Annotated in this window: 8 protein-coding genes; 4 read left to right on the top strand and 4 right to left on the bottom strand. The window is 50.8% G+C overall.

Features of this window, described 5'->3' with window-relative positions; all coding sequences use genetic code 11:
* The first annotated feature begins 36 nt into the window (after positions 1-36).
* Positions 37-1,290, top strand: coding sequence for a tyrosine--tRNA ligase (tyrS, locus tag HBA93_RS14385; protein ID WP_116087502.1), 1,254 nt, complete (start codon positions 37-39; stop codon positions 1,288-1,290).
* Positions 1,291-1,364: 74 nt separating this feature from the next.
* Here tyrS and HBA93_RS14380 read toward each other — a convergent pair whose 3' ends face one another.
* Entirely contained in the window at positions 1,365-4,994 is a 3,630-nt protein-coding gene (locus HBA93_RS14380; RefSeq protein ID WP_286201947.1) for a YhdP family protein, read from the bottom strand.
* A gap of 446 nt (positions 4,995-5,440) precedes the next feature.
* Here HBA93_RS14380 and bcp point away from each other — a divergent pair, with 446 nt between their 5' ends.
* Together bcp and HBA93_RS14370 are read left to right on the top strand one after the other, a co-directional pair.
* A complete protein-coding gene (gene bcp / locus HBA93_RS14375; protein ID WP_221723700.1) occupies positions 5,441-5,938 on the top strand; it encodes a thioredoxin-dependent thiol peroxidase in 498 nt (165 codons plus the stop codon).
* Positions 5,939-6,194: 256 nt separating this feature from the next.
* Complete coding sequence (locus HBA93_RS14370; RefSeq protein ID WP_121993424.1) at positions 6,195-6,554, top strand: hypothetical protein; 360 nt, start codon at positions 6,195-6,197, stop codon at positions 6,552-6,554.
* Between the two features lie 66 nt (positions 6,555-6,620).
* Here the strand turns inward: HBA93_RS14370 and prfB are convergent.
* The 3 genes from prfB to HBA93_RS14355 form a co-directional block, all read right to left on the bottom strand.
* Positions 6,621-7,749 (bottom strand): peptide chain release factor 2 gene (prfB, locus tag HBA93_RS14365; protein ID WP_116087919.1). Its coding sequence is split into 2 segments (ribosomal slippage): positions 6,621-7,679 and positions 7,681-7,749, totalling 1,128 coding nucleotides; the frame shifts between segments, so codons are not numbered across the junction.
* Positions 7,750-7,883: 134 nt separating this feature from the next.
* Positions 7,884-10,352 carry a penicillin-binding protein 1A gene (locus HBA93_RS14360; protein WP_121993422.1) on the bottom strand — a complete coding sequence of 823 codons (2,469 nt, stop codon included), beginning with the start codon at positions 10,350-10,352 and terminating at the stop codon, positions 7,884-7,886.
* Between the two features lie 279 nt (positions 10,353-10,631).
* Positions 10,632-11,807 carry an N-acetylmuramoyl-L-alanine amidase gene (locus HBA93_RS14355; RefSeq protein WP_121993458.1) on the bottom strand — a complete coding sequence of 392 codons (1,176 nt, stop codon included), beginning with the start codon at positions 11,805-11,807 and terminating at the stop codon, positions 10,632-10,634.
* Between HBA93_RS14355 and HBA93_RS14350 the strand changes: the two genes are divergently transcribed.
* A complete protein-coding gene (locus HBA93_RS14350; RefSeq protein WP_221723699.1) occupies positions 11,789-12,007 on the top strand; it encodes a hypothetical protein in 219 nt (72 codons plus the stop codon). The genes HBA93_RS14355 and HBA93_RS14350 overlap by 19 nt on opposite strands.
* Positions 12,008-12,127 lie beyond the last annotated feature (120 nt).

Below are 12,127 nucleotides of genomic sequence, written 5' to 3'. Positions count from 1 at the left end.
CCCCTATCACAATCCTTTGTCAGACAGGAAAAATCAATGTCCGGCTTTAAGTCCGATTTTCTACGCACACTTTCCGAACGTGGCTTTATTCATCAGGTCTCCGATGAATCGGGTCTGGATGAGCTTTTCACCAAGGAAACTGTGACTGCGTATATTGGCTTCGACCCGACAGCATCCAGTCTGCATGCGGGCGGCCTCATTCAGATCATGATGCTGCACTGGATGCAGAAAACCGGCCATCGTCCGGTTGCGCTGATGGGCGGCGGCACCGGTATGGTCGGTGATCCGTCATTTAAAGAAGAAGCCCGCAAGCTGATGACGGTTGAAACCATTGCCGACAATATTGCCGGCATCAAAAAGGTTTTCACCAACTACCTCACTTTCGGCGAAGGCAAAACCGACGCGCTGATGGTCAATAATGCCGACTGGCTGGCAGGTCTCAACTACCTTGAGTTCCTGCGTGATGTCGGCCGTCATTTCTCCGTCAACCGCATGCTGTCCTTTGACTCGGTTAAAACCCGCCTTGATCGCGAACAGTCGCTGTCGTTCCTCGAATTCAACTACATGATCCTTCAGGCTTATGACTTTGTTGAGCTCAGCAAGCGCTACGATATGCGCCTGCAGATGGGCGGCTCCGATCAATGGGGCAATATCATCAATGGTATTGATCTCGGCCATCGCATGGGTACACCACAGCTCTACGCACTGACGTCACCGCTGCTGACCACCTCTTCCGGTGCCAAAATGGGCAAATCGCTCAATGGTGCAGTCTGGCTCAATGCTGACATGCTAAGCGCTTACGACTTCTGGCAGTACTGGCGTAATACCGAAGATGCTGACGTAGAACGCTTCCTCAAGCTCTACACCACCATGCCTATGGATGAGATTGCGCGTCTGGCAGCACTTGGCGGTTCGGAAATCAACGAGACCAAGAAGATTCTGGCCACCGAAATCACTGCCATGCTGCATGGTCGTGAAGCTGCGGAACAGGCTGCGGAAACTGCACGTAAAACTTTTGAAGAAGGTGCAATTTCTGACAATCTGCCAAGCCTGAGCATTGCCAAGGATGAACTGACCGCCGGTCTCGGCATTCAGGCTCTGCTGGTTAAAGCGGGTCTTGCATCGTCTAACGGTGAAGCACGCCGTCATATTCAGGGCGGTGCTGTGCGCATCAATGATGTGGCTGTTCAGGATGAACGCGCCGGTATCTCTGCCGGTGACGTTACCGAAGACGGTATCATCAAACTGTCGCTGGGTAAGAAAAAGCATATTCTGGTACGTCCGGAATAAGCTGTTCTCATCACGAGAAATCAAAAAAGCGCGGAGTAATCCGCGCTTTTTTATTATCAAATTTCAAAACCCGATTAGAATTCGAAGATCGAGCGGAAAATCCCCGGCGCAATCGCAGAAATCGGATTGACGATAATATTCGGCTGCTTGGCATTGCCTGCCAGCTTATAGGTAATCCCGATCAGACCACGGTCGCGGCCATTGCCGAGAATTGCTCCCAGCACCGGCACTTCACCAAACAAACGATTCAGACCATAGGCAGGCATGAATGTACCGGTAACGGACATATTGCCGTTGCGGTCGTAGAGAATGCCCTGAAAAGTAGCACCGATCAGCGGGCCGCGAAGGACGCCGTTCTTCAGCGTCAGATAACCGGAGCCCTTTTCAATCTGCGAATAGCCACGTTCAAAATCGACCCGCGTCACATCAATATTACCGCGCACTGCCTGATTGAGGCTCTTGCCGCCATTGGAACTGCTGGAGACCAGCTTATCCAGACGCGGCTCATTAATGACCGAGAAATCACGGGCATCAATTGCGCCATAAAGCGGCCCCGTGCCCTGCGAGGTCAGATTAACGGTAATTCTGCCGCCGCGCATCTTGTCGTAAAAATCAAAGAAGCGCAGCACCGCTCCGGCATTGGCCGAGCTCAGCGCCACAGAACTGGCGCCTTTCTGGTTGCTGGACGTTGCGCTGACCTGTGCACCATTTCCCGTCACCGCATTCAGCGACACGCCGGAGACTTTTGCCCCTGCGGTTTCATAAGACACGGTAACATTACGCAGGCTCTCATCATAAAAACCCTTCACATCGTCAATCTGTGCATTAACAACAATGCGCGGCATTACCCCGCTTTTGCTTTGGCCGGCTTTCTTGTCGTCCGTATTGCTTGAAACGGCCTGCTGGATCAGTGCCCGTGCATCAAAAGCAGTGCCACGGACATCTGCGCGGAAACCATTGCCTGATTTGCGCACTTCAAGGCTGAGATTATCATTGCGCGTCAGATTGAGTTTGCGGATATTTGCACTCTGTAATTCATTATTCTCAAGTGTCAGATCACCGCTGACATAGAAACCGGTACCGTCAAAGACGAAGTTACGAACCAGTACCGGTCCTTTGCCTTCCTTCGGCAGTTTCATATCCATTGTCAGTTTTGCAGGAATGCCTGTGCCTTTTTTCCAGCCAAGCCATGGCAAATTGACCTGTGTTTTTCCGAGATCAGCGGAGATTTTGCGCATCTCGCCCTGTTCCTCGCCCAGATCCAGCGTCAGCGGGCCTTTAAAAATATCATTCAGCCCCGGATAATAGGTTTCACGCGTTTTATCATCCAGTTCCAGCCGGATATTTTGCTGGCGCTTGATACTCGTATCCGCCAAAGGCTCAACCAGCGCCAGTCTGGCCGGAATATTATTCAGCCGTGCAGTCGCATCGATTTTGGCCACATCATCATTAACGCTCAGATTACCTTTGGCTTGCGTCACGTTCTGGCCGTTAAACGGCTTTTTCAAAGTCACATCGCTGAAAGCCAGATCAGCCTGCCATTTCAGACTATCCTTTGGCGCATCTTTGGTAACCGAAAACGCCACTTTTACTTTCGCATTCACATTGCCGCTGAGATCCTCAGCGCTGAAAGGCAATTTGCGCAAGGCATTGATCGGCTTATAGCCAACAAGCTCTGTTATCGCCTGCGCCTCACCGCTGAGATCCAGATCAAGATCTGCAATCACCGGACGCTGACGCCCCCAAGGCACAAACAATGTTCCGCCATCCACGTTGATCTGACGGTTAACCGGTGTAAAGGCCGTGCCTTTTTCAAGCTTAATGGTTGTATGCGCTCCGCGCACCGCAATCGCGCCTGTGGCATCGCGTACCGGCGGTATCTCACCGATCACGTCAAACCGGGTGCCTTCAACTCTGAAATCAGCCTTGATATCGGATTCCGTTAAATCCGGTGGTAAACCCGGCCCGTTGAAGTGCCCCGCAGGCAGTGCAATATCAATCCGGCCTTCGGTCATCTGACCACCAAACAGGTTTTTCAGCACCCAGTCGCGCGCACCGTCAGCCACATTGAGTGGCCAGAGCTGCTTGGCCTGTGCGACCGGCATACCCGGTATGCGCAGCATAAAAATCATGGCCGGAGAGCCGTGACCAAAGATCATCCGTCCCTGTCCATACAACTCGCCGGAATCTGTTTTGACATTCAGATCATTGAAATCAACGCGACTGACATTCTGCATCAACCGGCCGGCAATCTTCACACCAAATGGCAAAGGCGCTTCAGCAGAATTTTCCGGTGCGCTGATGGCTTCTCGGGATACCAATTCAAAACGGTAAGCCGGTTTTTCCGCAATATCAGCCTCCGTTTGTGCCGTAGCAGATCCTGTGCTTTTCAAAACAGGCAGAGTATCTGTCTGCTGCCCTGCGGCAGGTGTTTCACCATTCGTAATGCGCTCTGCCTGCTCGCGGATTTTCTGCGCTGCACTTTCCGTCTCAGAAACCGGCTCTACACCAAATGCCCCCTCAAGCACCGTGGACAAGCCGCCAAGATTGAGGTCAAGCGCCTTGATTTCAAGCTTTTCACCACCAGCAATATGCTCAAAGGAGAGTGCTATATTGCCTTTGATGCCGCGCTCACGCCCCATATCCACAACAGCATTATCAAGGGTCAGCTTGCCGGAGAGGACTTCCTTTTGCACCTCGGTAGAGGCCTGTCCGGTTAAAGCCAGTGATGCTGTGCTGTTCACATGGAAATAAGCCGGATTGGGCCGGTCATTACCCATTTGCGGCATGACCTCTTCCGGTGAACCAAGACTGACCGGAATATTATCCAGCGTCAGAGAGAAGTTAGAGGCATGTGCGGGATCATCGGAACGGATCATTTCCGCCTGCAATGAGGTACTTTTGCCTTGCCAGACAAATTCGGCATCCAGCGTTACTTTCTGCCCGTTCTGCCTGACCTGCGCATTACGGATCAGTATCTCCTGATCTTTCTCCATCGCGCGAAAAGCAAATGTCACATCATGCAATGCAATTGCTTTTGTACCGCGCATATCCAGCAGCGCCAGTGTCTGATCGATACCGGCAAAGACTTCACGCGACAACTGATCAAAATCGACCAGTCCTCTGTTATTAAACGGTAAACGGATAAAAGGTTTCGGCTTGGCTTCTCCCTCTTGCAGACGGATCAAAGCATCGCCGATTTCAATCTGGGCAACCTGAACAGAGCCGGTCAGCAGTGGCAAAGGTGCCAGCCCCAACCTGACAACACCCAGTTTTTCCACCGAAACATCCTGAATACGGCTATTCAGGGCAACATCACGTGCTTCAATCGCCAGATGCCTGTTTCCGTCCAGAGAAACCTGCGCTTTACTGATCGACACACCGGCATCAGGCCCTAAAATTTCCTGTAGCCGCTGCTGCGCCTCATCACGCAGCATATCGCTGCTGATACCGGAGCGCAGTACAAGAAAACCGATACCGGCCAGCACAATCAATGCAAAACTGACAGAAATAAAAGCACGCCAGCATTTCGCAACAAAGCTTTTGCGCTTTCTGCGCGCAGTTTTGCTGTGTAACCCGGTCTTATAATCAGGGCAGTCTTTCAGCACAGCCTTATTCTCAGGCCCCGCACCGGATGACGGATACTGATCAAGATGCTGTATGTCACGCTTGTTAAAGCGGATTTTTTTGGGCTTTTCTTTCAAAAACTTAAATCACTATCCGGATTGGCTGCACCTGAACTGCATAATTTTCAAAAGAAACTCTGTCATTTCTCATCAATATAAAACAGGTCAGACTGTTGCCACTGATGAATCGTTATTTCAAAACTCTGATTAACTGACAAAATTTCAGAAACAACACATGATTACAAGTCGCGGAAATAAATCAAATCATCTGCCCCCGGGAAAATACCCCGGCTGCTTTGAGATTTTCTATTATCCGGCACAACATTAATCCTCATGCAGAATCATTGTAGAACACATTCTGAACTATTCACATGCTGATACAGTTTGAAGCATGTCTCTCCCCAAATACATGCGGTTTGGGCATATAAACATGCTTTTGAAAACTGATAGAGCGAATGCAGCGGATCAGATGAAACGCAACACGCTCTGTCTCTGCCCCCATAAGGATGAAGAAAGGCGCACTTATGACCAACCCGACAGATAATGTTGCCGCAATTGCTTTGCAGGCAGGTGATCCGGCTCCGGCATTTTCTCTGCCTAAAAACAGTGACGATACGCTTTCATCTGCCGCTCTTCAGGGCAAAGCCTATGTGCTGTATTTTTATCCGAAGGACGATACCAGCGGATGCACCCGCGAGGCAATTGACTTCAGCGCATTGAAACCGGAATTTAATGCCATCAATGTCAGCATTATCGGCGTATCCCCTGACAGCGTGCGCAAGCATGACAAGTTCATCGATAAACATGATCTCACCATCGATCTTCTTGCTGATGAAGAAAAAGCCCTGAGCAATGCCTATGGTGTCTGGGTAGAAAAGAGCATGTATGGCCGCAAATATATGGGCATTGAGCGCTCTACCTTTCTCATCGGTAAAGACGGAAAAATCGCGCAGGTGTGGCGCAAAGTAAAAGTTGCCGGTCACGCAGAGGCTGTGCTTGAAGCCGCACGCAAACTCGGCTGAATATCGAAAATATCCGGCACGGAAACCCTTTATTAACCCTGTTACGGTGTATGATCTGCGCAACAGTCCAGAACAGTTTTACCCGTCCGCACAGTTTGTTATAGTTAAGAAGTGATCCGCTCAGACGGTAATTGCGGGGCAGTAAAGTTCACTCTCACTGCCATATAAAACCCGCAAATCTGTCTGAGATAATATCACAAAGCTGTTTTTCTTTAATGAAAAGCAGAACGAACAGCAGGCATTACGGGATAAGACGATGTCAGTTACAGGTAAGATCATGGCCCGATACGGTTCATATATATCCGCCTCTGTTACACTGCTGCGCTTACCACGCCGCGCGGGGCGTTTTCTGCTCGCCAGCCTGCTTGGTTATAGTGTGAGTGCAGGTGTGCTGATTGCCGGTGCTTTGGCTGCCTCTGTTCTGCCGGCTCAGGCTCCGCTGCCTGACACATCCCTGACCATGCTGAAATCTGAAAAGAGTGTCGCGACCCAGCCGATGCCGCCACTGCCGGATCAGATCTATGATGCCAGATTCCACGAAGGCGCTGTTGATCTGAACACCGCTGCCAGTTTTGCCGGAATTGATCCTTTCATCACCGGCCCTGTGCCTAAATAACAGATCATAAAAAAGCCGCCGGTAAGATCATCTCACCGGCGGCTTTTTTCATTTAATCAACTCAGATCAGTCAATATCCTGTACATCAGCATCCTTGCCGTGTACGCGCTGCGCCAGAGCAGCTTCCATAAACTCATCCAGATCACCATCCAGAACATCGTCCGGGCTTGTGCTTTCAACACCGGTGCGCAGGTCTTTGACCAGCTGATAAGGCTGCATGACATAAGAGCGGATCTGGTGCCCCCAGCCAATATCAGTCTTGGAAGAATTCACCTCATTGGCGGCTTCTTCACGCTTCTTCAGCTCTTCTTCATAAAGACGCGCACGGAGCATCGACCAGGCCTGTTCACGGTTTTTATGCTGCGAACGCTGGGTCTGACACTGCACCACAATACCGGTGGCAATATGCGTAATACGAACCGCCGAATCTGTGGTGTTAACGTGCTGACCACCGGCGCCGGAGGCGCGGTAAGTATCAATACGTACATCGGATTCCGATACTTCGACTTCAATATTGTCGTCGATCACCGGATAGACCCAGATACTGGCAAAGGATGTGTGGCGGCGGGCATTGGAGTCAAATGGCGAAATACGCACCAGACGATGCACACCTGATTCCGTTTTCAGCATACCGTAGCTGTTATGGCCTTTCACGAGGATGGTTGCGGATTTAATACCCGCTTCTTCCCCTGCCTGAACTTCCAGAACTTCCACCTTACGGCCGTCGCGCTCACCCCAGCGCGAATACATGCGCAGCAGAATGGACGCCCAGTCCTGACTTTCCGTACCACCGGCACCGGCATGAACTTCCAGATAAGCATCATTGCCGTCAGCTTCACCGCTGAGCAGCATTTCAATCTGACGCTTGTCGAGTTCCGCCTTGATCTCGCGAATACCGTTTTCCGCATCGGTGATGATGGACTTATCGCCCTCTTCTTCACCCATAGCGATCAGCTCAATATTGTCATCGAGCGAACGGGTCAGCGCCAGAATACTGTTAATGCTGTCATCCAGCTGCTGGCGTTCACGCATCAGCTTCTGTGCTTCCTGCGGATCATTCCACAGTGTAGGGTCTTCAGCGCGGCTGTTCAGATACTCGAGTTTTTTCAGTGACTGATCCCAGTCAAAGATGCCTCCTCAGCAGGCTTATGGCCTGCTTGATTTCATCAACCAAGTTCTCAATCTCGGCACGCATAGCTGCGGCTCCTTTGTCAGTCTTACAAAATTCGTGTCAGCACGGCGCTCTAATAAAAAAGCATACAGGCATGTTTAGAAAGCCTGTATGCTGATTGTGTTTAAGCCTGTCAATATTTCAGGCTCCGGGCAGGCTTAATAAAGACCGCCTGATCCTGAATTAATTGCCTTATTCGCCTGCGGCGATTGCGGTTGCACCGGTGAACCTTCCTGGAAGCTGTCGGCACCAATAACAGAATAGCTGTCAGCAGGACCTGTTCCCGGTTTAAAGGCTTCCATAATCACATCCGGGCCACCCGGCGTTGCACGCATACCGGTACGACGGTTGATCGCAATCATGGTCATGCCTTCAGGCACACGGAAATCAACTTTCGGCGCTCCCTGCATTGCCACAGTCATGAAGTCTTTGAACACCGGCACTGCAAGACCGGAACCTGTACCACCGCGACCAAGCGGTGCCGGCTGGTCCATACCAAGGTAAAGACCAACAACCATATCCGGCGTAAATCCGACAAACCACGCATCTTTTTCGTCATTTGTCGTACCGGTTTTACCGGCAAGCGGACGGTTCAGGCTGAGCAGCATACGCGCAGTACCACGCTGAACAACGCCTTCCATCATAGAAGTAATCTGATAAGCAGTCATCGGATCAAGCACCTGATCACGATCATCAACCAGCTCCGGCTCTTCCTGATTGCTCCATTCTTCAGCATTACAATTCTGGCACTGACGCATGTCATGTTTGAAAATAGTCTTGCCGTAACGATCCTGCACGCGGTCAATCATCGAAGGTGTGATCGAGCGCCCGCCATTCGCCATAATCGAATAACCGGTGACCATGCGCAATACGGTAGTTTCACCAGCACCAAGTGACATGGAAAGCACCGGCATCATCTTGTCATAAATGCCGAAGCGCTCTGCATATTCCGCAACGGTTTTCATGCCCATATCCTGTGCCAGACGCACAGTCATCAGGTTGCGCGATTGTTCAATACCATAACGCAGGGTAGAAGGGCCCGAGAATTTGCCGGAATAGTTTTTCGGGCTCCAGACACCAAGCGAACCACCCTGATTGACAGAGATCGGACCGTCGAGCACCACGGATGCCGGTGTATAGCCATTATCCAGCGCCGCCGCATAAACAAATGGTTTGAAAGCTGAGCCCGGTTGGCGATAAGCCTGTGTTGCGCGGTTAAATTCCGACTGCGCATAGGAGAAACCACCAACCATTGACAGCACACGTCCGGTATGCGGATCCATGGCAACCAGCGCGCCGGAGATTTTAGGCACCTGGCGCAGGCGATAAGCATCGCTGCCTTCGCCTTTTTTCTCAACGTAAATCACATCACCGACCTCAAGCACACCTGCCGGTGATTTCGCTGTCGAGCGCTTACCGCCGATATTCATGCGCATCGCCCATTTCATATCTGCTGCGGCAACACGGCCGGTCGCACGTTCTTCACTGATTTTACCGGACGGATCACGGGCTGGCTGCAATCCGATTTCCAGTGCATCCGGAGTAGCATCAAGCACAACGGCCAGATGCCATTCAGGCACATCGGTCAGACCGGCAACTTCACCCAGTTCCTGACCCCAGTCTGTACTCAGATTGAGATGCTTGACAGGGCCGCGATAGCCTTGCGCCTCATCATAACGGATAAACCCGTTATGCAGTGTCTTACGCGCTTTAATCTGCAATTGCGGATCAAGCGTTGTACGCACAGAAAGCCCGCCTTCAAGCAGAGAGGCATTGCCGTAACGGGCTACAATCTGGCGGCGGACTTCTTCGGCAAAATATTCGCTGGCGAACAAGCGGCCATCCGCATTATGCGGTTTCACACCAAGCGGTGTTTCTTTGGCTTCTTTTGCATCTTCAACTGAAATATAGCCGTTTTCCTGCATACGGTCGATCACCCAGTTGCGGCGCTCGAGCGCGCGCTGGGTATAGCGATAAGGATGATAATTCGCAGGACCTTTGAGAAGTGCTGCAAGATAAGCAGATTCGCTGATGGTCAGTTCATTGACGGACTTGTCAAAATAGGTCAGCGCGGCACCGGCAATACCATAAGCGCCCAAACCGAAGAACATTTCATTGAGATACAGCTCAAGAATCTGATCTTTGGTGAAAGTACGCTCCATACGCAGCGCAACAATCGCTTCTTTGATTTTACGATCATAGGTCTGCTCGGAAGAGAGCAGCATGTTTTTGGCAACCTGCTGCGTAATGGTCGACGCACCCACAGGGCGACGGTCATTACCGGTCAGCTTATTGACAATATTGGTGGACATCGCACGGGTAAGACCGAGATAATCCAGCCCGTGATGCTGATAAAAACTCTTGTCTTCTGCTGAAACAAACGCTGCTTTCACGCGATCTGGAACAGCCTGAATCGGCAGGAACATGCGGCGTTCTTTATAGTATTCTGCCATCAGACTACCGTCTGCGGCATGCACGCGCGTTGTCACCGGCGGCTCATATTTGGCCAGCACTTCATAATCCGGCAAGTCTTTGCTTATGCTGCCGACATAGAAGGCAACGCCTCCCGCAACGATCAGCATCAGCACCGTTCCGATGCCGAAAAAATATCCGATGAGCCGTACCATATTTTATCCGGTGTCCGTTTCAGATTATCTGCATTACATATCATTAACTTAGTAAAAATTCACAGGCAATTTTAGCAGGCTTTGCAGCGTAAAATTATTTTCAACCTGATGAATCGTTCCAAGCCATTCATCTCTGAGCCCTGACCTGAACCCTGATCCGGTGTTTAACCAGACCAACAGCGTGGTAGTGAACAGCAAATACGTCAAAGACAAGATGAATTTACTGTTTTTAACTCTTTATTCATTTCTGTGACGCTTTTGACGCAGCTCTCACAGAGTTTACGGCTGCGCCTGAACATTGTTGCGCAACGTATAATATTTATCCACTGCATGGGAAATCCGCTCCACCGCACGCTTGCGCCATGAAGCATCTTTCAGCAGTTTTTCATCATCTTTATTCGACAAATATCCGATTTCGACGAGAACCGAAGGAACATCCGGTGCACGCAACACCTGAAATCCGGCAAAACGATGAGGATTATTAATCAGATTAACCTGCCCTTGCAGAGATTTGACCAGCCCGTCGGCAAAATTCAGCGAAAAAGAATGGGTTTCACGCTGAGTCAGCTCCATGAGGATATCATGAACAACCGGTGCTTCTTCGCTGTAAATACCCGCGCTGGCATCAGAATTATTCTCACGCTCCGCCATGGCTCTGGCCACATCATCCGACGCCTTGTCAGACAATGTATAAACCGTCGCACCACGGATATCCTTATGGCGGATCGTATCAGCATGAAGTGAGATAAACAGATCCGCTTCATGCTGGCGCGCCAGACGCACCCGCTCCCCGAGCCGCAGAAAAGTATCATCCTCGCGGGTCAGGAGAACATTGATATTCTTGTTCTTCATGAGTTCATCACGAAGTTCGCGCCCGAAAGCAAGCGTCACATTTTTTTCCAGTGTACCGCTCACACTTTCTGCGCCACTGTCGATGCCGCCGTGTCCCGGATCGATCATTACCGTAAACTGGTGGCTTGAGCCGAGCGTATCACTGATGGCAGGAGACGCCCCGCCTGTATCAGCATTTAATGAGGCCGTGGTCACTTTCTGATCGGCAAGAGCCTGTGCAAACTCGCGGTCAGAACTGGCAACAATATCCGCAACCATACGATAACCGGATGAAGATTCGTTTTTTACAACTTCCAGCTTTTCAACTTTGAAAGGCCCTTTGGCATTGAGAATCAACCGCGACCGCGTCTGCGCAATCAGTCCGTAGCGCACCTCGGAAATCAGGCCGCGCGGTGTCAGTGATTCTTTATCAAAACCGAAACTGGTTTCCGGCAGGTCGATCACAAGACGATGCGGACGCTCCAGAAGATGCGTCTCCACATTCGGCTCATTGTCAAACATAACAACGATACGGCTGCGCAGATCATCGCCGGCCATTTTAAAGGTCAGCGCAGAGAGTTCAGACTTACCGCCCTGTGCTGCAAATGCAGAATACAGCGGCATTATTGTCAAAAAAGCCGAAAGCAATGCCTGCTGCCGCAAAAATTTGCGAAAAGCCGGTTTTAAAGAAAAAAGATTGGCTGTCAGAATTCGTAAAAACATCGTCTCGATCAAATTATTACAAAGCTGAGATTCGTTCAGATCCTGCACATCGTTTGCAACCCCCTGCCCGTAAATCAGCATTTACGAACACCCGCCCGTGATCGGGCATTATGATTGCCTTTGCGGCAGTTCGGTGACGTCTGAGCAGTTTCATTTCTCCTGTTTCAGAAAAACCACACTGCCTCACCCGCTCCTGCCGGATGCTGCAACCGCCCGTAACA

Origin of the sequence: Ochrobactrum sp. SFR4 (genome assembly GCF_019730395.1) — a bacterium.
Taxonomy (GTDB): domain Bacteria; phylum Pseudomonadota; class Alphaproteobacteria; order Rhizobiales; family Rhizobiaceae; genus Pseudochrobactrum.
This window is presented reverse-complemented; position numbering and strand designations above follow the sequence as displayed.